General features: G+C 66.6%; 16 protein-coding genes and 1 riboswitch. Of the genes, 5 read left to right on the top strand and 11 right to left on the bottom strand.

Annotated features, from left to right (window positions below):
- Window positions 1-146 precede the first annotated feature (146 nt).
- Window positions 147-656, top strand: a complete 510-nt coding sequence (locus LO55_RS05950) for an Lrp/AsnC family transcriptional regulator (RefSeq protein ID WP_071360791.1) — start codon at window positions 147-149, stop codon at window positions 654-656.
- A 42-nt stretch (window positions 657-698) separates the two neighbouring features.
- Here the strand turns inward: LO55_RS05950 and LO55_RS05955 are convergent, their stop codons facing one another.
- The 6 genes from LO55_RS05955 to LO55_RS05980 form a co-directional block, all read right to left on the bottom strand.
- Entirely contained in the window at window positions 699-1,349 is a 651-nt protein-coding gene (locus tag LO55_RS05955; protein WP_071360792.1) for a GNAT family N-acetyltransferase, read from the bottom strand.
- A 33-nt stretch (window positions 1,350-1,382) separates the two neighbouring features.
- Window positions 1,383-2,939, bottom strand: coding sequence for a diguanylate cyclase (locus LO55_RS05960; RefSeq protein ID WP_229410085.1), 1,557 nt, complete (start codon window positions 2,937-2,939; stop codon window positions 1,383-1,385).
- A gap of 161 nt (window positions 2,940-3,100) precedes the next feature.
- On the bottom strand, window positions 3,101-4,204 hold the full coding sequence (locus LO55_RS05965; RefSeq protein ID WP_071360794.1) for a tRNA nucleotidyltransferase/poly(A) polymerase-related protein: 1,104 nt from the start codon (window positions 4,202-4,204) through the stop codon (window positions 3,101-3,103).
- 2 nt (window positions 4,205-4,206) lie between these two features.
- Window positions 4,207-4,926: a glutathione S-transferase family protein gene (locus LO55_RS05970; RefSeq protein ID WP_071360795.1), complete on the bottom strand. Its 720-nt coding sequence runs from the start codon at window positions 4,924-4,926 to the stop codon at window positions 4,207-4,209.
- Window positions 4,927-4,943: 17 nt separating this feature from the next.
- A complete protein-coding gene (locus LO55_RS05975) occupies window positions 4,944-5,924 on the bottom strand; it encodes a complex I NDUFA9 subunit family protein (protein WP_143054462.1) in 981 nt (326 codons plus the stop codon).
- 16 nt (window positions 5,925-5,940) lie between these two features.
- Window positions 5,941-7,926, bottom strand: a complete 1,986-nt coding sequence (locus LO55_RS05980; RefSeq protein ID WP_071360796.1) for a lytic transglycosylase domain-containing protein — start codon at window positions 7,924-7,926, stop codon at window positions 5,941-5,943.
- A gap of 113 nt (window positions 7,927-8,039) precedes the next feature.
- On the opposite strand from LO55_RS05980, the gene LO55_RS05985 reads away from it, so the two are divergent.
- Window positions 8,040-8,669 carry a 5-formyltetrahydrofolate cyclo-ligase gene (locus LO55_RS05985; protein ID WP_083415186.1) on the top strand — a complete coding sequence of 210 codons (630 nt, stop codon included), beginning with the start codon at window positions 8,040-8,042 and terminating at the stop codon, window positions 8,667-8,669.
- A gap of 86 nt (window positions 8,670-8,755) precedes the next feature.
- Here the strand turns inward: LO55_RS05985 and metF are convergent, their stop codons facing one another.
- The 4 genes from metF to metK all read right to left on the bottom strand — a co-directional run bounded on the left by metF (window position 8,756) and on the right by metK (window position 12,828).
- Window positions 8,756-9,586 (bottom strand): methylenetetrahydrofolate reductase [NAD(P)H], encoded by an 831-nt coding sequence (metF, locus tag LO55_RS05990; RefSeq protein WP_005663688.1) that lies wholly within the window; start codon window positions 9,584-9,586, stop codon window positions 8,756-8,758.
- Entirely contained in the window at window positions 9,573-9,929 is a 357-nt protein-coding gene (locus tag LO55_RS05995; protein WP_071360798.1) for a phage holin family protein, read from the bottom strand. Before LO55_RS05995 ends, metF begins: the two co-directional genes overlap by 14 nt.
- 114 nt (window positions 9,930-10,043) lie before the next feature.
- Window positions 10,044-11,456, bottom strand: a complete 1,413-nt coding sequence (gene ahcY / locus LO55_RS06000) for an adenosylhomocysteinase (protein ID WP_071360799.1) — start codon at window positions 11,454-11,456, stop codon at window positions 10,044-10,046.
- A 29-nt stretch (window positions 11,457-11,485) separates the two neighbouring features.
- Window positions 11,486-11,560, bottom strand: a riboswitch (S-adenosyl-L-homocysteine riboswitch).
- A 101-nt stretch (window positions 11,561-11,661) separates the two neighbouring features.
- Window positions 11,662-12,828, bottom strand: coding sequence for a methionine adenosyltransferase (gene metK / locus LO55_RS06005; protein ID WP_005663694.1), 1,167 nt, complete (start codon window positions 12,826-12,828; stop codon window positions 11,662-11,664).
- 176 nt (window positions 12,829-13,004) lie between these two features.
- Between metK and LO55_RS06010 the strand changes: the two genes are divergently transcribed.
- Genes LO55_RS06010 through dapF form a run of 3 tightly spaced genes read left to right on the top strand, consistent with a single transcriptional unit; the run spans window position 13,005 to window position 15,601 of the window.
- Window positions 13,005-13,877: a lysophospholipid acyltransferase family protein gene (locus LO55_RS06010; protein ID WP_441293283.1), complete on the top strand. Its 873-nt coding sequence runs from the start codon at window positions 13,005-13,007 to the stop codon at window positions 13,875-13,877.
- A complete protein-coding gene (locus LO55_RS06015; protein ID WP_005663698.1) occupies window positions 13,874-14,737 on the top strand; it encodes an LpxL/LpxP family acyltransferase in 864 nt (287 codons plus the stop codon). Before LO55_RS06010 ends, LO55_RS06015 begins: the two co-directional genes overlap by 4 nt.
- Window positions 14,738-14,740: 3 nt before the next feature.
- Window positions 14,741-15,601, top strand: a complete 861-nt coding sequence (gene dapF / locus LO55_RS06020; protein WP_071360801.1) for a diaminopimelate epimerase — start codon at window positions 14,741-14,743, stop codon at window positions 15,599-15,601.
- Between the two features lie 63 nt (window positions 15,602-15,664).
- Here the strand turns inward: dapF and LO55_RS06025 are convergent, their stop codons facing one another.
- Window positions 15,665-17,395: a tetratricopeptide repeat protein gene (locus LO55_RS06025; RefSeq protein WP_071360802.1), complete on the bottom strand. Its 1,731-nt coding sequence runs from the start codon at window positions 17,393-17,395 to the stop codon at window positions 15,665-15,667.
- Window positions 17,396-17,529: the final 134 nt, after the last annotated feature.

Genomic DNA, 17,529 nt, shown 5'->3' on the forward strand with positions numbered 1-17,529 from the left:
ATACGTCGCGGCGCATTTCCTGCATCTCGCTGACCGTATGTGAGCCAGTATAGTCCTGCCCCCCAAGCATTAAATTCCAAACAATTCCCCCGTCTTCTTGAATTGCGCAATAAAATTGCCATACAAAAGTCTGCAATGGGGTGGGTATGTCAAAGATTGAGCTGGATAAAACAGACCGCAAGATTCTGGAAATCTTGCAAAGCGATGGCCGGCTGTCGAACCAGGACGTGGCCGAAAGGGTAAACTTGTCGCCCTCGCCCTGCCTGCGCCGCATCAAACGCCTGGAAGAAGCAGGCGTCATCCGCCAGTACGTGGCGCTGCTCGACCCGGACAAGATCGGGCTTGGGCTATTGGCATATGTGAATGTGCGACTGGAAAAGCACAGCGAGGTAGCGAGCGCCACCCGCCAGCCGGGCTTGCCGGCGACGTCGCCGCGCAACGATTTCGCGGTGTCGGTGGGCACCTGGCCCGAGGTCGTGGCCTGCTACGCGATGACCGGCGACATGGATTTCCTGCTGCGCGTGCACGTCGAGGACATGGACCACTTCTCGCGCTTCATGATGGGCACCCTGCTCAAGCATCCGGCGGTGCTGGACGTGAAGTCGAGCTTTGCGCTGCAGCGTATCAAGGAAACGACGGCGATGCCGCTGGTGTGAGCACGTCATCCCCGCGTAGGCGGGGACCCAAGGTGCCTTTACTTATTTTTTCGGTGTAAAAAATTTCACCGCCGCGCGGGCATTGGCCTTGACCGTGTAATCGATCGCCGCGAACTGCTCTTCCAGCGCCTCGGCCATCACGCTGCCCGGGCTGGGCGGCGGCAGTTCGAGGTGGGCGTCGGCCTCGCCGTATTCGCGCTTGATGCGCATGCCGGCCTTTTTGGCGATATGCATCATGGTCTGGTTCGAGGTCAGGCATTGCATATACAGCGTGTCGACGTCGGAATTGCGGCAGTGGATCGCCGCGCGCTGGAACAGGCGCGTGCCCACGCCCTGGCCGCGCGCCGACTTCGACACCGAGACGCCGAACTCGGCCACCTGCTGCTTGGTCGTCGACTTGCGCCCGTCGGCCGAGGCGAAGGCAAGATGGCCCATCCCGACCAGCTGGAATACGTTGTTCACCACGCCGAACACGATGTCGCGCGAGAAATCGATCTTCGCGACGTAGGCCGTGATCTGTTCGTCCGGGATCATGCTGCCGAAGCGCAGCAGGCGGTCATTGCTGTCCAGCGCCAGCAGATGGCGCAGCACGCGACGGCGGTCGCGTTCGCCCAGTTCCTTGACCAGCACCGGCGGCTGGCCCTTCTTGCCTCTCAGGCCCTGGATCCAGCGGCGTAAGGGATTGTCCAGCATCTCGATACCTTCACATACTGCAACATTCGGATTCTAGCCGATCGGGTCCGCATTGGCGGCGCGATCGGTATTGTCGCGCGCGGCGCCGTCCAGCGCCAGTCCCGCCGGATGCTCCAGGCCCAGCCATTGCGATTGCGGACTGACCACGAACCGCCCCTTCCCGGCCTGCTTGGCCGCGTACATGGCTTTGTCGGCGTCCGCCAGCAGCGCTTCCTGCCCGCGCGCGGCGCCCGCCTGGCCGCGCGCGCTGGCGATGCCGATGCTGGCCGAGATCGTCACCACGTGGCCATCGGCCTCGGTGATCGATTCGATTTCGGCCAGGGCCAGGCGCGCCACGCGCAGCGCGCCGGCCTCGGAGGCCACGTCCTCGAGCAGGATCACGAATTCGTCGCCGCCCAGGCGCGCCAGCGCGTCCTCGGCGCGCAGCCTGGCCTGCACCCGGCGCGCGACCATCTGCAGCACCAGATCGCCGGCGGCGTGGCCCCAGGTATCGTTGACCGCCTTGAAACCGTCCAGGTCGATGAACATCAGCACCACCACGCTGTCGCGGCGGTCGGCGCGCGCCAGCGCCCGCTCCAGCAGGCGGGTCAGCTGGCGATAGTTGATCAGGCCGGTCAGGCTGTCATGCTGGGCCAGGCGCTCGAGCTGGCGCGACTGCGCTTCGAGCTCGGCGGTGCGCTCGGCCACGCGCTGTTCCAGCGTCTCGTTGGCCGACTGCAGGCGGCGGTTGACCACGCCGATGATGCGGTAGCTGCGGCGCAGCCGCGCGCCGGCGTACACCAGCAGCACCATCAGCACGGCGCTGTAGGCGAACAGGTAGCCGCGAAAGCGCTGGCGCTCCAGCAGCACGGCGTCGAAGGAACGGTCGAACTCGCGCTCCAGGCGATCCAGCGCGGCGGCGCTGCCGGCGGCGGCGATCTGCGCCTCGAGCAGGTTTTCCAGCGGGCGCTTTTCCAGGATCACGCGGCAGCTGGCGATCACGGCATCCATCTTGTCGTTCACGGCCGGCGAGAACGCGATCTGCTGGGCCGCCACGTCGCCCAGGATTTCGTCGATGCGCGCCGCCAGCACCGGGCTCGGCGCGATGTTGTAGCGCAGGGTCTCGGTCAGCAGCGCGTTCAGGGTGGTGTCGAGCCGCACCACGATGCGGCCCGGCGCCAGCGCGCCTTCGATGCCCGAAATCTCGGTCTTGAGGTCGGCCACGGCCGGCGGCATGTGCAGCAGTGCCGCGCGCAGCGGCGGATTGTGCTTGGCGAACTGGGCAACCAGTTGCTCCTTGCCCTGCAGCGCCTCCTGCAACTCGGCGTAGGCGGACTGGGCGTCGCTATCGCCGGTGAGCGGCAGGGTGTCGCCCAGGCGCGCCATCAGGTCGTGCATGCGCGGCAGTTGCGAAGCGAGGTCGAGCGGCGTGGCGGCGCGTCCCGTATGCGCGCGCAGGATGTTGGCATCCCATTCGGCGTCGAGCTTTTCGAGCTCGCGCAGGTTCAGCATGACACTGTTGCGGATTTCCGGGTCCACCGTCTCGGTGCGGACATAGAGAAACACCAACACCGCGCTCATGAAGATGACCGCCAGGCTTGCCAGAAGCACACGACGGCGCCGGCACCAACTTGCAACACGCCGTGCCAGCAAGGTGAACATCGTTTTTCTCCAACGCAACAATTTACAGTTACTGAAGGATAGCAAAACGTTTGGCCGCACCGCACGAACCGTGTAACTACATGTAACGAAATCCTGTCAATACAGGTGAATTAGTTGTCTTGATGCAACACTTGCCGTACGGCTTCGACGCGCGCGGCATGAACGGCCCCCGGAATCTCCGCCTTGCGCTCGGCGTGACGGGCCGCGACCTCGCCGGCGTTGACGGCGCGCGCCGCGTCCAGCGCGCGCGCCAGGTGCGGTCCCTGGGGCCGCTCGCCTTCCCCGCAACCGGCCGCCAGCAGCATCTGGGCGAAGCGCTCCGGTTTACGGAAGGCGTCGCAGCGTTCGAACAGCGTGACGATGGCGTCGGCGGGCAGCGCCAGCGCCCGGCCGACCTCGTCCCGCTCGCGCGCCGTCATCACGGCCAGGTCGCGGCACTCGTTGGGCACCTTGAGGCGCTTGCACACGGCCTGGATCGGCTCGACGGCCGCCAGAGTGCGCATCAGCACGGCGAAGCGCACTTCCAGCGGATGGCCGAGTGTGGCGGCGCGGTCGATCGTGCGCAGCGCCGGCTCGCTCCACAGCGCGTCCAGTTCGGGCAGGATGCGCGCCAGCGCGCCGCAGTCGCGCAGCACCTCGAGCATGCGCGACGGCTGGCGCTCCATCAGGCCGCGCGCCAGCTCCTGCCAGACGCGCTCGGGCACCAGGGCGTCGACCTCGCCCTCGTCGACCATGCGGCGCATCAGGGCGTTGGTATCGTCGGCCACCGTGAAGTCGGGCAGGCGCGCGGCGAAGCGGGCGATGCGCAGGATCCGCACCGGGTCTTCGGCGAAGGCATCGGACACGTGGCGGAACAGGCGCGCCTGCAGGTCTTGCCGGCCGTTGTGCGGGTCGACGATGCTGCCGTCCTCGGCCTGCGCCATGGCGTTGATGGTCAGGTCGCGCCGCACCAGGTCCTGCTCCAGGGTGACGTCGGGCGCGGCGTGGAACACGAAGCCGTGGTATCCGGGCGCGGTCTTGCGCTCGGTGCGCGCCAGCGCGTATTCCTCCTGCGTGTGCGGATGCAGGAAGACCGGGAAATCCTTGCCGACGGCGCGAAAACCGGCCTTGATCATCTGCTCGGGAGTAGCCCCGACCACCACGTGGTCGTGGTCCTTCACGGGCAGGCCCAGCAGGGCGTCGCGCACGGCGCCGCCGACGACATAACTGCGCATCGTCATTCGCCCGGCAGATCGGCGTCGTGCAGCGGGGTCGGGTCGGTCTCGGCCATGGCTTCCTTCACCCAGCGCGCCACCGCCGGGTGGGCCAGCACGCGGTCGCAATAGGCCTGCAATGCCGGGGCCAGCGCCACGCCATAGGTCTTGAAGCGGCACACCACCGGCGCATAGAAGGCGTCGGCGATCGAGAACTCGCCGAACAGGTACTGGTGGTGGCCGAAACGCGACAGGCAGTCTTCCCAGATCTCGCAGATGCGGCCGATGTCGGCCTGGGCGCCGGGCGTGCGTCCGCGGCCCGGCAGGCGCGCCTGGATGTTCATCGGCATGCTGTTACGCAGCTCGCCGAAGCCGGAGTGCATCTCGGCCACGATCGAGCGCGCCAGCGCGCGCGCGGCCACGTCTTGCGGCCACAGATGTTTATCAGGGAACTGCTCGGCCAGGTACTCGACGATCGCCAGGCTGTCCCAGACCGTCATGTCGCCCGACATCAAGACCGGCACCCGGCCCGCGTGCGAGTAGCGCGCGATCTCGTTGGCGGTGTCGGGCTGGTCGAGCAGGACTTTCACTTCGGTGAATGGAATGCCGAAGGCGACCGCCGCGACCCAGGGCCGCATCGACCACGAGGACAGGTTTTTGTTACCGATGATGAGGGTTAAACCGGGGTGTCGGGTTGCGTCGAGCGTGCGGGCAAGGATGGGGTCGCGTTCGATGGTCTGCATGGTTTGTCGTTTATTTTTCAGCGCCCGGCATGGGTGCGATAGGCGTCGAGGCGGTCGTGCCGGTTGAGGTAGTGCGGCGCGGCCGACTCGATCGCCGTGAGCTTGATCCCGAGCGACTCGGCTGTCAAGGCATGGGTGTCGGCGGCCACGACATTATCGACCAGCATCGAATCGAGATTGTCGCGGCTGACCAGGGGATCGCCCGGCAACAGCTCGAACAGCCGCGCCTGCAGGCGCGCCGCCCAGTCGGGCAAGCCCAGCACCGGGCGCTCGCGGCCGGCGAAGCGGCCCGCCAGCCGCACCAGCTGGCCCAGGGTATACACGGCCGGGCCGCCCAGCTCGATCGTGGCGTCGCGCAGGTCTGGCCGGGCCAGGGCGATCGAAAAGGCGGCGGCGACGTCGCCCACGTACACCGGCTGGAAGCGCGCGCGGCTGGCCGCCAGCGGCACCAGGGGCAGGTGGCGCTGCAGGCGCGCAAACATGGTCAGGAAGTGGTCGCCGGGACCGAACACCACCGAGGGACGGAACACGGTGGCCGCGACCGTCGGCTGGCTGCGCGCGGCCAGTTCGCCGTCGGACTTGGAGCGGCCATACATCGATGGACTGGACGAAGGATTGGACGAATCGGCGCCGAGCGCGCTCATGTGCAGGTAGCGCGGCACGCCCACGTCGGCGCAGGCGGCGGCGATGCGGCGCGGCAGCTCCACGTGCAGGTGGCGGAAACCCTCGCCATAGGGCCGGCCGTGGCCGCCATGCAGCACGCCGACCAGGTTGATCACGGCGTCGCGCCCGGCCAGCAGCTTGCGCAACACGGCGTCGTCGTGGATATTGGCCACCTCGACGTCGACACCCGGCAGCATGGTCAATTGCTTCGCGCTTTCGTAGTGGCGTACGGGCACCAGCACGCCCACGCCGTCGTCGGACAGCCGCGCGGCCAGGTGCTGGCCGATGAAGCCGGTGCCGCCGATCAGCACCACGTTCGGTGGCCGCACGCTCACGCTCATCCTCCCCGGCTCAGTCCAGGACCGAAGCGCTGCCCGGGCGCGGGCTGATTGTGCCCAGGCGCGCCTTCAGCGATTGCGGCTTGCCCTCGAAGATCGAGGCATAGTTGGTGGCATTGGCCATGACGTTGCGCACATAGCCGCGCGTCTCGGTGAAAGGGATGGTCTCGACGAAGATCGCGCCTTCCATCGGCGCGTCGAGCCGGCCGCGCCAGGTGCGGGAACGGCCCGGGCCGGCGTTGTAGGCCGCCGTGGCCAGCACCTGCGAGCCTTCGAAGTTCTCGAGCACCATATTCATGTAGTTGGCGCCGAGCGTGATATTCGTATGCAGGTCGTTGAGCATGGTGTGCACGAAGTTATCCAGGCCAATCTTGGCCGCCACCCACTTGCCGGTGGCGGGCATCACCTGCATCAGGCCCGAGGCGCCGACGCCGGAACGGGCGTCGCGGATGAAGCGCGACTCTTGCCGGATGAGGCCATACACCCAGGCTTTATCGAGGCTCAGGCCCTGGGCGGTGGGCTTGAGGACCTCGAGATGGGGCGCCGGGAAGCGCTGGTCGTAGCTCAGCTCGGTGCGCGTGCGCAGCGAGGTCTCGACCATGCGGTCGAGGTGCTCGTTGCGGCGCGCCAGCTCGGCGGCGGCCAGCAGCTGACGTTCAGACAACCCGCGCAAGCCCCAGTTCCATTCGCGGTTGCCTTCCGCGCGCAGGCTCAAACGGTAGAACTTCAGCGCCCGCTGCAGGCTCGCATTATTGGTCGCCTGCGACAGTTCCGGCGCCGTGATCGGCGCGACCGGCGGCGGCGCGACGATCTGGTTGCCCAGCTCTTCATGCGCCAGCTGGGTATAGAAGGTGGTCTGGGCGGCGATGCCCTGCCACAGCGCGCGCGCCTCCTGCGTGCGGCCTTCGGCCTGCAGGGCGCGGCCCAGCCAGTAGATCCAGGTCGACTCGGCGCGCAGGTTCGGCGGCATCGCCTCGATGGTGGCGCGCACTTGTTTCCAGTCGCCGCGGCGCAGCGCCATGCGCGCCTTCCACTGCATCTGGAATTCGGTGAGCGTCGCGCCCATGGCGCGGTCCCAGTAGCCGTGCGCCTCGGGCGCCAGCGCGATCGAGGCCGCCAGCGCCACGCTGGCCCAGCCGATGGCGCGCTCTTCGCTCGACAGTTGCGGCCCGTTCTTTTCCAGGCTCGCGACGGCGATCTTGAGCGTGGTGCGCGCCATGCGGCCGACCGCCACCAGGTACAGCTCACGTTCGGCGCGGGTCTTGCCGACGCCGCGCGCCAGCGCCACCGCCGGCAGGTCGACCGCCTGGGCGGCGCGCGTTTCAGGCAAGCCCAGCAGCACGGCGACGCGGCGCGCGGGCCCGGTGGCATTGTCCAGGCCGGCGATACGCAGCTGCCACAGCAGGTCGGCCTGGGTGAACTGGCCGTTGCCGGCCAGCTGCGCGATCAGGCCACCGCAGGCGTCGCCATAGCCGGCCGGCGTTTTCAATAATGCGCGCGCTTCGTCGGCCACCCGCTCGCCGCGTTCGGCGCGCGCCAGCAAGGCGTAGCAGCGGATCTGCAGGCTGCCGGTCCCGGCCAGCGCGCCGGCTTCGCGCTCGAAGGTATTCCATTCGCGCCGCTTGCCCAGCTCGATCAGCCATTCGGCGCGCAGCTGCTCGGCCACCGCCGTGCCTTCATGGCGGCGCAGCACCTGCAGCACCTCATCCTGGATGGCGTCGGGCAGGCGGGGTTTCAGACGATAATAGTCGACGTAGGATGCCAGCGAGTAATTCGACGGCAGGCGCGAGGCGATCGCATTGACGCGCGCGCCGTCGTTCTGGCGCGCCGCTGCCCGCAATAGCAAGAAATTGTCGTCATCGGCGCGGCTGTCGGCCACCAGCGCCGGCCCGGCGGCGGGCACGCCCACCGTGCCGGCGCCGGGAACGGACGGCGCACCGGCCGGGATGGGCGGCAGCGCCACGTCGGGCGCGGGTGCATCGGGGTCTTCCTGGGCCATCACGCCTGCAGGCAGTGCGCAGGACAGAACAAGGGCAATAGCGGCCGGCCACAAGCCGGCTGACAATTTCGATTGAAACATCCACAACTCTCACATTACGCTGCATTGAAACCATGACCGGCGATCAAAGAATACCACGCGCCTCCGCGCCTCCACCAGACACGGCAGCGAGCAAACTTGCCCAACAACAGGACAAGGCGCTGTTGCGCAACACGCTCAAGGCGCTGCGGCGCGCGATCGATCCGGCCACCAAACACGCCTGGGACGACCGCATCGGCGCGCGGGTGATTGCCTGGTGCCGCGCGCATTCCCACGAAACGCTGGGCGTGTACTGGCCACTGGCCGGCGAACCGGACTTGCGTCCAGCCTACGCGGAATTGGCTCAAGCAGGCGTACGGCTGGCATTGCCGGTGGTGGTCGAACGCGATGCGCCCTTGGGATTCGCCGAGTGGCTGCCTGGTGAGCCGACGGTGACGGACCGGCTGGGCGTGGCGGTGCCGACCGAGCTGCGGATGATCGAACGGCCACCGGCTTTGCTGGTGCCCTGCCTGGGCTTCAATGCTTTAGGGTATCGGGTGGGGTATGGGGGCGGGTTCTATGACCGGACGCTGGCGCCCGAGCCGAGGCCGGCGACGGTGGGGATCGCGTATGCGTGCCAGTTGGTGGCCTTCGATGGCGACGCGCACGACGTGCCGTTGGATAGCGTGATTACCGAACGTCACGATGATGCGAACGTGATTTGAACGCGTCGGCGGCGAAGCCGCCAACCCTACGTAGGGTTGGCAGCTATGCTGCCGACGCGTTCAACCGGCTGCTGAACAGCCGCGGATCAAGCCCGCAACCGCTGCCAGATCGCCGTCGTCGGCGCCGCCTGGTTCATGCTGTAGAAATGCAGCCCCGGCGCGCCGCCCGCCAGCAGGCGTTCGCACAGCCCCGTCACGACGTCCAGCCCGAAGGCCTTGATCGAGGCGCTGTCGTCGCCGAAGCTGGCCAGCTTGAGGCGCACCCAGCGTGGAATCTCGGCGCCGCACATGTCCGAGAAACGCATCAGCTGCATATAGTTCGTGATCGGCATGATGCCGGCCACGACCGGCACATCGACACCCAGCTTGCGCACATTGTCGACGAACTGGAAGTACGCGTCGGCATTGTAGAAATACTGGGTGATGGCGGCGTTCGCCCCAGCCTGCACCTTGCGCGCGAACGCCTGCAGGTCGTCCTGCGGCGAACGCGCCTGCGGGTGCATCTCGGGATAGGCCGCGACCTCGATGTGGAACCAGTCGCCGGTTTCCTGGCGAATGAATTCCACCAGCTCGCTGGCATAGCGCAGCTCGCCCGCGCCGCCATAGCCGCTCGGCAGGTCGCCGCGCAAGGCCACGACGCGCCGGATGCCGCTGTCCTGGTATTGCTTGAGGACGTCGCGGATCGATTCGCGCGTGGCGCCGATGCAGGACAGGTGGGGCGCGGCCTCGTGGCCGGCGGCCTGGATCTCGCGCACCGTCGCCAGCGTTCCCTGCTGGGTGCTGCCGCCGGCGCCGAACGTCACCGAAAAATACTTCGGATTGAGGTCGGCCAGCTTTTCGCGCGCGATGCGCAGTTTCTCGGCGCCTTCCGGCGTCTTGGGCGGGAAGAACTCGATACTGAAATCAGGAGTTTCCATCTTTGTCGGAAAGAAGCAAGGTAGAGAGCGCCCACGAAATGATGCTGTACAGGATGGCTGCCAGGAAGGCCGACCAGAAGCCCGCCACCTGGAAGCCGTCGACCACATTGGAGACGAGCCAGAACAGGAAGGCGTTGATGACCAGGATAAACAGGCCCATCGAGACTAGGGTGACCGGCAGGGTCAGGAGCACCAGCACTGGACGGATCAGGGTATTGACCAGTCCGAGCACCAGCGCCGCGATCAGGGCGGTGCCGATGCTGGAAACTTCGACGGAGTGCATCAGGTAAGGCAGGGCCATCAGGGCCGCGGCATTGATCAGCCAGGTAACCAGCAAGCGCATCGGTACAGACTTTCGTGGTACGCGTACGCCGCACGCAAAAAAGGTACGGCGCACGGTGTTTAGATAAACGAAACGTCCCGAAGGACGTTTCACATGACTACGAGCCGCTACCGATCAATAACGGTAGTGTTCCGGCTTGTACGGGCCTTCCTGGCTCACCGAGATGTAGTTCGCCTGCTCTTCGGTCAGCGTGGTCAGCTGGGCGTTGAGCTTCTTGAGCTGCAGGCGCGCCACTTTTTCGTCCAGCTTCTTCGGCAGCGTGTACACGCCCACCGGATACTGCGCGGTGTTCATGAACAGCTCGATCTGGGCGATGGTCTGGTTCGCGAACGACGAGCTCATCACGTACGACGGGTGGCCGGTGCCGCAACCCAGGTTCACCAGGCGGCCTTCGGCCAGCAGGATGATGCGCTTGCCATCGGGGAAGATGACGTGGTCGACTTGCGGCTTGATGTTGTCCCACTCGTATTTCTTGAGCGCGGCGACTTCGATTTCGTTGTCGAAGTGACCGATATTGCAGACGATCGCCTGGTCCTTCATCTTGAGCATGTGCTGCTCGGTGATGACGTGGTAGTTGCCGGTGCAGGTGACGAAGATGTCGCCGTGTTCGGCGGCGTAGTCCATGGTCACGACGCGGTAGCCTTCCATCGCCGCCTGCAGTGCGCAGATCGGATCGATCTCGGTGACCCACACCTGCGCCGACAGCGCGCGCATGGCTTGCGCCGAACCTTTACCGACGTCGCCGTAGCCGGCGATGACGGCGATCTTGCCCGCGACCATCACGTCGGTGGCGCGCTTGATGCCGTCGACCAGCGATTCGCGGCAGCCGTACAGGTTGTCGAACTTCGACTTGGTGACGGAATCGTTGACGTTGATCGCCGGGAAGGCCAGCTTGCCCTCTTGATGCATCTGGTACAGGCGGTGCACGCCGGTGGTGGTTTCCTCGGTCACGCCCTTGATTTCAGGCAGGCGCTTCGAGTACCACGACGGATCGCGCGCCAGGCGGCCCTTGATCGCGTTGAACAGGCAGATTTCTTCTTCCGAACCCGGCTTGTCCAGCACCGAGATGTCCTTCTCGGCGCGCACGCCCAGGTGCAGCAGCAGGGTCGCGTCGCCGCCGTCGTCCAGGATCATGTTGGCGTGGTTGTCGCCTGGCCATTCGAAGATGCGGTGGGTGTATTCCCAGTACTCGTCCAGGGTCTCGCCCTTGATGGCGAACACCGGGGTGCCGACCGAGGCGATGGCCGCGGCGGCGTGGTCTTGCGTCGAGTAGATATTGCACGATGCCCAGCGCACGGTGGCGCCCAGGGCTTCCAGGGTGCGGATCAGGACCGCGGTCTGGATGGTCATGTGCAGCGAACCGGCGATGCGCGCGCCCTTCAGCGGCTGCGTCGCGGCGTATTCTTCGCGGATCGCCATCAGGCCCGGCATCTCGGTTTCGGCGATGCGGATTTCCTTCTCGCCCCAGGAAGCCAGGGAGATGTCGGCGACGATGTAGTCTTGGGAGTCTTTGAGTACGGCGCTCATCACGCCCTCCTTTCAATGTTTAGAAAAAAGTAACGTGAGCGCAGTTGCTTGGATATCCGAGCCTGGCAGAGGGGGACCTCTCTGTCGCAACGCTCCTCGGAACGGGGTAGTTTAGCACGCCTGGATGGCGGGGGGAATGCTTGTTGGATCGCGGGATGGCGCGTGGGGTCGGCGGCCATGCCGCCGACCCCACGGTCGTTGACGCTTATGCCAGGCCGGCAGCGGCGCGCAGTTCGGCCGCCTTGTCGGTGCGTTCCCAGCTGAATTCCGGCTCTTCGCGACCGAAGTGGCCGTAGGCCGCGGTCTTGCAATAGATCGGGCGCAGCAGGTCGAGCATCTGGACGATGCCTTTTGGACGCAGGTCGAAGTGCTCGTTGACCAGGGCCGCGATTTTCTCGTCGGAGATCACGCCGGTGCCTTCGGTGTACACGGTGATGTTGATCGGACGCGCCACGCCGATCGCGTAGCTGACCTGCACCTGGCACTGGCGCGCCAGGCCGGCGGCGACGATGTTCTTGGCGACGTAGCGCGCGGCGTAGGCGGCCGAACGGTCGACCTTCGACGGATCCTTGCCGGAGAACGCACCGCCGCCGTGCGGGGCTGCGCCGCCGTAGGTGTCGACGATGATCTTGCGGCCGGTCAGGCCGCAATCGCCCTGCGGACCGCCGATGACGAAGCGGCCGGTAGGGTTGACCAGGAAGCGGGTTTTATCCAGCCACTCGCGCGGCAGGGTCGGCTTGATGATCTCTTCGATGACGGCTTCTTCGATCTGCGAATGGGTGACGTCGGGGTGGTGCTGGGTCGACAGCACGACGGTGTCGACCGCGACCGGACGGCCGTCGACGTAGCGCAGGGTGACTTGCGATTTTGCGTCCGGACGCAGCCATGGCAGGCGGCCATCCTTGCGCAGCTGCGACTGGCGCTCGACCAGGCGGTGCGAATAATAGATGGCGGCCGGCATCAGCTCTGGCGTTTCGTCGCAGGCATAGCCGAACATCAGGCCCTGGTCGCCCGCGCCTTGGTCCAGATCGATGCCGGCGCCTTCGTCCACGCCTTGCGCGATGTCCGGCGACTGCTTGTCGTAGCAGACCATGACGGCGCAGCCCTTGTAATCGATGCCGAAATCGGTATTGTCGTAGCCGATGCGCTTGATGGTGTTGCGCGCCACCTGGATGTAGTCGACGTTGGCGTGCGTGGTGATCTCGCCAGCCAGCACCACCAGGCCGGTGTTGCACAGGGTTTCGGCGGCGACGCGCGCGGTCGGGTCTTGCTCGAGGATGGCGTCGAGGATGGCGTCGGAAATCTGGTCAGCGACCTTGTCCGGGTGGCCTTCGGAGACGGATTCGGAAGTGAAGAGGTAGTCGTTCGACATGTAGGCTCCAGTTACTGTTCACATGAATTGCCGCAGCAAACTGTTGCCTGCGACGCTTTAGCGACATTTATATTCCGCTTCGCAAGTTGTCTGTTAACTCGGCGGATCCAGCATAAAGTGGTATTTTACGCTTCCTTGGAATTTTGGTGTGGAAACGCACGCGCAAACGCAACGCGATCCGACACCCATCAATCGACATGTTAGTAGTCATTTTCCGTATCTTATCTATTTTCCCGTTGCCAGTCCTGCACGCCTTGGGCGCCGCGCTGGGCTGGCTGGTCTATTGGCTGTCGCCGTCGTACAAGCGCCGCCTGCGCGCCAACCTGGCCCAGGCCGGCTATGACGCGCACTGGAAACAGGCCGTGTCCGAGGCCGGCAAGGCCGCGATCGAGCTCGCCTTCGTGTGGTGCGCCAAACCGGAACGGGTTGCCAGGCATGCCACGGTGGAAAACTGGGAACTGGTCCAGGAAAAACTCGACGCCGGCCGCGGCATTGTGTTCCTGACGCCACACCTGGGCTGCTTCGAAATGACGGCGCAGCAGATCGCGCTCAAGACGGCGTTGACGGTCATGTATCGTCCGCCGCGCAAGGACGCGCTGCGGCCGCTGGTCGAAGGCGCACGCGCGCGCCACAACCTGCACCTGGCGCCGGCCAACCTGTCCGGCGTGCGCATCCTGGCCAAGACCCTCAAGGGCGGACAGCCGATCGGCTTGCTGCCCGACCAGGTGCCACAGGAAGGCGAAGGCGTGTGGGCGCCCTTCTTTGGCCGCAACGCCTATACGATGACCCTGCCGGCCAAGCTGGCCCAGCTGGGCAAGGCCGACATCCTGCTGGTGTACGCCGAGCGGCGTCCGCACGGCGCCGGCTACATCGTGCGCTTCGTGCCGTTCGACGGTGACCTGAGCGGCAGCGCCGCCGACCAGGCGGCGGCGATCAACCGCGCCATGGAGCAGCTGATCGCGCGCGCGCCGAGCCAGTATTTCTGGAGCTACAACCGCTACAAGCAGCCGGAAGGCGTGGCCGGTCCGGAGAGCGAGGTCGCGGCATGAGGGTATTGCTCGGAATCCTGTGGCTGCTGCATTTCCTGCCGCTGCCCATCCTCGGCCGCATCGGCGAATCGATCGGCAGCCTGATGTTCATGATCATGGGCCGGCGCCGTCACATCGCGCTGACCAATCTGCGCCTGACCATGCCCGAACTGGACGAGCGGGAACGGCGCCGCATCGCGCACCGGCACTTTCGCGCCTATGCGCGCAGCATCGTCGAGCGCTCGATCCTGTGGTGGGCGCCCGAGGAACGCGTGCGCAGCCTGATCCAGGTCGAGCCGGCGGTGCCGCAGGCCGAGATGGAAGCCGGCCCCACGATCCTGCTGTGCCCGCACTTCGTGTGCCTGGACGTGGCCGGCGTCGCCTCGCGCGTGATCCCGGTGTGCAGCATGTACGTGCCGCAAAAGAACGAAGCCTTCGACCGCCTGCTGCGCCATGGCCGCGAACGCTACGGTCCGGTGCGCCTGGTGACGCGCAAGGAAGGCATCAAGCCGATCCTGCGCGCGCTGCGCGACGGCCTGCCCTACTTCATGCTGCCGGACATGGATTTCGGAGAAAAGGATGCCGAATTCGTGCCCTTCTTCGGCGTGCAGGCCGCGACCCTGACCGCGCTGGGGCGCATCGCCGCCACCACCGGCGCCAAGGTGATCCCGGTGATCGCGACCTATCTGCCGAACTACCAGGGCTGGCGCGTGCGCTTCTACCCTGCATGGGAAAACTATCCGGGCGACGACATGGTCGAAGCGACCCGCCGCATGAACGCATTCATCGAAGAGCGTGTGCGCGAGGCGCCGGAGCAGTATTTCTGGACCCACAAGCGCTTCAAGACCCGTCCGCCGGGTGAACCTTCGCTGTATGATTAATTTATGAAACTGAAATTCACCAAGATGCACGGCGCGGGCAACGACTTTGTCGTGATCGACGCCATCAACCAGAAGATCGACGTCGACGGCATGAGCGCCGACGGGTGGCAGCGCCTGGCCGACCGCCGCTTCGGCATCGGCGCCGACCAGATCCTGGTCGTCGAGCGCCCGGTCGACGCCGGCGTGGACTTCCGCTATCGCATCTTCAACAACGACGGCAGCGAAGTCGAGCAGTGCGGCAACGGTTCGCGCGCCTTCGTGCGTTTCGTGGTCGAGAAAGGCTTGACGCGGGAACGCAGCATCCGCGTGCAGACCATGTCGGGCATCATCAATCCGCGCCTGGAAGACGACGGCAACGTGACGGTGGACATGGGCGCCCCGCGCCTCGATCCGGCCGAGGTGCCGTTCGACAGCGCCGGCCTGGACGGCAAGCCCGAAGGCGAGGACACGCTGTGGCCGTTGCCGGTCGGCGGCGAGGCCACGCAGATCTCGGTGGTCTCGATGGGCAATCCGCATGCGGTGCAGGTGGTGCACAACGTCGACACGGCGCTGGTGGAGCAGACCGGCCCGCTGATCGAGCACCATGAGCGCTTTCCGAAACGCGTCAACGCCGGCTATATGCAGGTGGTCGACCGCCATCATATTCGCCTGCGCGTGCATGAACGCGGGGCCGGCGAGACGCTGGCCTGCGGCACCGGCGCCTGCGCGGCGGTGGTCGCCGGCATCCGGCGCGGCCTGCTCGATTCGCCAGTGCGCGTGTCCGCCCGCGGCGGCGAGCTCAGCATCGCTTGGGCGGGAGTGGGCCAGCCGGTCTACCTCAGCGGACCGGCGGTGTCGGTGTTCGAGGGCGAAGTCGAAATCTGACGCCGCCGTCACCACGTTCCAGGGCGCCGGTGGCGCCCTTTCCATTCGCAGTCCTGTCTGTTTTCAGGCCGCCAGCTCGATGTCGGCGCCGCCGTCGGCGTCGTTGCCGGGGATCGCCACATTGAGCAGGGTGCGCAGCCGGTACAGGCGCTGCCGATAATTTCCTTCCGGCCCAGCCAGACCGCAGTCGACCTGCTCGAACAGGCGCACGATGCGATCCAGCGCCTCGCGTTCCTGCGCCGATTCCACCATCACCAGCCGCCGCTTGCTGCGCCCGTAACTGGCGCGGATGTCGATGACGAGGCAATGGCCCTGGTCGGCGGCCCCCACGTCCAGCAGCAGCGCCTCGGCGCGCGACAGGCCGAACAGCGCCGCCAGCTCGATGCGCGCGGCCAGCAAGGGATGCGCCGCCAGCGCGTCGGTGTGGCTGGCCAGCAGCCGCCCGGTTTCGGTGTACGGCGCGGCCGTGGCGCGCGGCGCGATCTTGCGCAGCAGCTCGACGGCTTCGTGCGAGCCCTGGGCCGCTGCCTTCTGCAGCCAGTACACGGCGCGCACGTCGTTGTTCTCGTTCTCGCGGCGCGCGCGCCAGGCATTGTGGCCGCATTCGAGCTGGGCGTCGCGATACCCCATCTCGGCGGCCCGCTGCAGGTAGCGCTGGGCATCGGCCACGTTACGCTGTGAAAATTCGGGCTTGATATAGATGCGCGACAGCGCATACCAGGCCTCGGCCAGGCCCTGCTCTCCGGCCAGGTTCAGCCACCGGATCGCTTTCTTGAAGTTGGCGACATGCGCGTTGGCGACATGCGCGTTGGCGACGTGCGCGTTCGCGACATGCGCGTTCGCGACATGCACATCCGCGACCTGGCCATTGCTGCAACGCCTGCCATCGACCCGCATGCGCGCACAGCGCAGGCCCAGCGCCAGCTGTGCATGGGCGTCATGCTCGGCCGCGGCCAGCTCCCAGAACACGGCCGGTTCGCCCGGTTGGCAGCGCGCCGCCGCCGTGCCGGCGTCCAGCGCCTGCAGGCCGCTGACGCCATCGAGGGCCGGGTCGAGCAGGCGCGCGCAGCGCGACAGCAGGGTGATCTCGTCGGGGGCGAAACGACGCATTTCTCCTTGTTCGCCGCGCTCGCTGACCAGCGCGCGCGCCTGCGGCAGTGCGCGCTCGAGGTAGTCGTCCCAGCGGCGCGCCGTCCACGCCTCGTCGAGCGCGGCGTACTGCGCCGCGCCGGCGCCTGGCGGACGCGGCGACCGTTCCTGGCCGGACTGGGACACCGGCGGGCGCGCCGGCGGACGCCCGGCGGCGCCGGCCGCGGACGCCGGCTGCGCCGCGCCGCTCGGCGCCGCCGCCCGCGTACCGGGCTGGGCCGCGGGCGGCCTGCCCTGCCGCTGCGACAGCAACCATTGCGCGTGCGGGAAGCCGGCGCGCGCCGCGTCCTCGAGCGCCCGCACGGCCTTCGGATGCTGCTGGGATGGCGCTGCCGCCGGATCGAGCACCAGCTGGGCGAACACCAGGCCGGCATGCAGGCTGCCGTCGTCATAGGCACGCTCGTACCACTGGGCGACGGCGCCGGCGTTATGCTGGGCAAGCTCAAGAGGAATATGGTTACCGATCAACTGCCAGGCAGGTGGACAGTCTTGTCGAGCCGCACGTTCAAGCCAGTGGAGCGCCGTCGGCAGGCTCTGCGGGAGTCCGGCGCTGCCGAACAAATACAGCTTGCCCAGCTCGAGCTGGGCCGCCACCTGCCCGGCGCGGGCGTTGCGAATGATCGCCAATTCTTCGCGGTTAGCCATCGTTGGAATACGTAAAAAAAGTGAGTCGGCAACACGCAGCGACGACGGCATCACGGCCGTCCGGCCCCATGGCGCAAGCCGGCCTGGCGAGGTTGCCAATATACAAGGTATTGACAGGGCCTGTCGCCGCTCAT

This window comes from Massilia timonae (assembly GCF_001866515.1).
Lineage (GTDB): Bacteria > Pseudomonadota > Gammaproteobacteria > Burkholderiales > Burkholderiaceae_D > Telluria > Telluria timonae.

Bases quoted from the DNA above. Each gene is read 5' to 3' on its own strand.
- LO55_RS05985 (WP_083415186.1), top strand. From the start codon at position 8,040: ATGACCGGCGATCAAAGAATACCACGCGCCTCCGCGCCTCCACCAGAC.
- metK (WP_005663694.1), bottom strand. From the start codon at position 12,828: ATGTCGAACGACTACCTCTTCACTTCCGAATCCGTCTCCGAAGGCCAC.
- LO55_RS06015 (WP_005663698.1), top strand. From the start codon at position 13,874: ATGAGGGTATTGCTCGGAATCCTGTGGCTGCTGCATTTCCTGCCGCTG.
- LO55_RS05970 (WP_071360795.1), bottom strand. From the start codon at position 4,926: ATGCAGACCATCGAACGCGACCCCATCCTTGCCCGCACGCTCGACGCA.
- LO55_RS06025 (WP_071360802.1), bottom strand. From the start codon at position 17,395: ATGGCTAACCGCGAAGAATTGGCGATCATTCGCAACGCCCGCGCCGGG.
- LO55_RS05955 (WP_071360792.1), bottom strand. From the start codon at position 1,349: ATGCTGGACAATCCCTTACGCCGCTGGATCCAGGGCCTGAGAGGCAAG.
- LO55_RS05995 (WP_071360798.1), bottom strand. From the start codon at position 9,929: ATGCGCTTGCTGGTTACCTGGCTGATCAATGCCGCGGCCCTGATGGCC.
- ahcY (WP_071360799.1), bottom strand. From the start codon at position 11,456: ATGAGCGCCGTACTCAAAGACTCCCAAGACTACATCGTCGCCGACATC.
- dapF (WP_071360801.1), top strand. From the start codon at position 14,741: ATGAAACTGAAATTCACCAAGATGCACGGCGCGGGCAACGACTTTGTC.
- LO55_RS05980 (WP_071360796.1), bottom strand. From the start codon at position 7,926: ATGGCCCAGGAAGACCCCGATGCACCCGCGCCCGACGTGGCGCTGCCG.
- LO55_RS05965 (WP_071360794.1), bottom strand. From the start codon at position 4,204: ATGCGCAGTTATGTCGTCGGCGGCGCCGTGCGCGACGCCCTGCTGGGC.
- metF (WP_005663688.1), bottom strand. From the start codon at position 9,586: ATGGAAACTCCTGATTTCAGTATCGAGTTCTTCCCGCCCAAGACGCCG.
- LO55_RS05950 (WP_071360791.1), top strand. From the start codon at position 147: ATGTCAAAGATTGAGCTGGATAAAACAGACCGCAAGATTCTGGAAATC.